This window comes from Streptomyces sp. UH6, from assembly GCF_013421635.1.
Lineage (GTDB): Bacteria > Actinomycetota > Actinomycetes > Streptomycetales > Streptomycetaceae > Streptomyces > Streptomyces abyssomicinicus.
Genome location: NZ_JACADT010001338.1, coordinates 1 through 1,201, shown reverse-complemented (window position 1 = coordinate 1,201; position 1,201 = coordinate 1). Strand labels below are relative to the sequence as shown.

General features: G+C 74.5%; 2 protein-coding genes. Both read left to right on the top strand.

All coding sequences use genetic code 11. The features are described 5' to 3' along the window. A partial coding sequence (locus HW445_RS31725; protein ID WP_180224218.1) for a CapA family protein occupies nt 1-494 on the top strand: 494 nt, incomplete at its 5' end. Nucleotides 495-616: 122 nt separating this feature from the next. After that, nucleotides 617-1,150 (top strand): hypothetical protein, encoded by a 534-nt coding sequence (locus HW445_RS31720; RefSeq protein ID WP_180224217.1) that lies wholly within the window; start codon nt 617-619, stop codon nt 1,148-1,150. The last annotated feature ends 51 nt before the right edge of the window (nt 1,151-1,201 follow it).

Here is a 1,201-nt window from a genome sequence, read left to right as displayed (position 1 = left end):
CCGCGTCCGCGGTCGCCGGCCGTCTGCGGCAGGCCCGGCGGCCCGGCGACATCACGGTCGTCTCGGTCCACCGGGGCCCCAACTGGGGCTACGGCGTCTCCCGTTCGGAGGTGGGCTTCGCCCACGCGCTCGTCGACGCCGGCGTGGACGTCGTGCACGGGCATTCCTCCCACCATCCACGCCCGGCGGAGGTGTACCGGGGGAGGCTGATCCTGTACGGCTGCGGTGACCTCGTCGACGACTACGAGGGCATCGGCGGCCACGAGGCCTACCGGGACGACCTGCGCGTGCTGTACCTGGTCTCGGTGGAGGCGGGCACCGGCCGACTGGTCCACGCGCGGATGGTGCCGCTGAAGGCGCGCAGGATGCGGCTGGAACACGCCGCGGCCGAGGACACCCGGTGGCTGCGTTCCGTCCTGGACGCGCGCAGCCGGGAGTTCGGCACCCGCGTTGGCGGCGAGCCCGACGGCACGCTCTCGGTGCGGCCCCGGTGAACGGCGTCGATCGCCCTTTCGGGGCGGAACACCCGGCGTCGTCCGCGTTGCGTCGTCCTCCCCTGACGCCCTCGTGGGCAAGCATGGGCGGGCCCGACCCTGTCCCACACCGAGGCGATGCGATGCCCGACCGCGCCGACGACGTCCGCCGCGAAGGCGTCGCGCCAGGAGCAGGCCCGCGGCGTCCGCCGGAGCGGTGGCTGTTCAGCGGAACCTACGGACTGGTGCTGGCCAGCGCCATGATCTCCGCGCTGGACGCGACGGGCGAGACGGCCGATCCCGCGTCGGACGCGCTCTGGGTGCTGCTCGCCGCGCTCGCGTCGTGCGCCGCCCACGGGTACGCGCACGTCATCGCCCGGCGTGCGTCCGCCGACGGGAGCGCCGGTACGAGCCGGCTGAGGTCGGTGCTGGCCGAGTGGCCACTGGTCGCCGTCGTCCTGCCCACGGTGGGGATGCTCCTGGCCGCGCTGGCCGACTGGTGGGCCGAGGAGACGGCGGTGGACGTGGCCCTGCTGTTCAACACCGTGGCCCTGTTCGCCGTGGGCACCTCCGCCGCCCGCATCGCCGGCCGCCGCTGGCCGCCCGCCTGCCGGGCGGGGGCCATGGACATGCTGATCGGCCTGATGATCATCGCTGCGAACGCCCTGACGCACTGACCGCACCGCCATCGCCGCCATCTCCGCCGATCGCCGCGATCACCGCCATCG

Coding starts and splice junctions, on each gene's coding strand:
- HW445_RS31720 (WP_180224217.1), top strand. CDS start 617: ATGCCCGACCGCGCCGACGACGTCCGCCGCGAAGGCGTCGCGCCAGGA.